Source organism: Acetivibrio straminisolvens JCM 21531, from assembly GCF_000521465.1.
In the GTDB taxonomy this organism is placed as follows: domain Bacteria; phylum Bacillota; class Clostridia; order Acetivibrionales; family Acetivibrionaceae; genus Hungateiclostridium; species Hungateiclostridium straminisolvens.
The window spans coordinates 1-818 of sequence record NZ_BAVR01000177.1 but is presented as its reverse complement, the minus strand read 5'-3'; the positions used below and the strand labels follow the sequence as shown (position 1 = coordinate 818).

Genomic DNA, 818 nt, shown 5'->3' with positions numbered 1-818 from the left:
CAAATATATAATATTATATATCCAGTTCTTTTGCGCATAGTTTTGCCCCCTAATGTATTCTACCATTGGAACATTTTTTTAAAATTAAACGTCTCTGAATAATTCTCTGAAGGTATAGTTCCTGATTCTGGTACAAATTTAGCCCTCATCTCTGATTTGTCCATATAATAAACTATATTCAATATTCCTAAGCTCTCATTTTTTGGATGATCTAGTGAAATTACAATATTAATCAATTTTACTTTATTTATATTAGCAATATCTGAAGCTTCCTTTTTAAACGATCCTTCTGATGGTATCAACCATTTAGGATTACGCCCTATTGGAGAATATGTAATATAAGTACCGTCTTTATTAAAAACTGTTATACCCAATCCCCACTCATAACCTTCGGGTTTCGCCGGATAAGTACATTCAATATAGTTTTTTCCGTTTTCTTCCACAAATCTCAGTTGATCTGCTAACTTAAGCAAAAACTCCTTTAATTTCTCAATTTCTATTCTTCCATATGGATCAACATCGGTAACATCATTAAATGCTATTCCGTCATAATATTTTACTGTTCCTCCTGTCGGTTCAGGAGAAGGTGCTACATCACCATTCATGTCAATATACACCGTTCTTATATTTGCATTCCACTTTACAGTTGCTCCCAATGCTTCACTCACAAATCTTACAGGGACAAAAGTTCTCGATTCCTTTAATAATGCCACTGTATCCATTTGCTTCTGTTGTCCGTTTACTTCATAGTTTTTATTCCCTATCTGAAGCACTACTTTTTTTCCGTTTAATGTTATTGTGACTCTTTTCGTGCTCCC

Annotated in this window: 1 protein-coding gene; it reads right to left on the bottom strand. The window is 33.5% G+C overall.

Annotation, left to right across the window (positions count from 1 at the left end):
- Positions 1–59 precede the first annotated feature (59 nt).
- A partial coding sequence (locus tag JCM21531_RS17370; RefSeq protein WP_038291728.1) for a copper amine oxidase N-terminal domain-containing protein occupies positions 60–818 on the bottom strand: 759 nt, incomplete at its 5' end.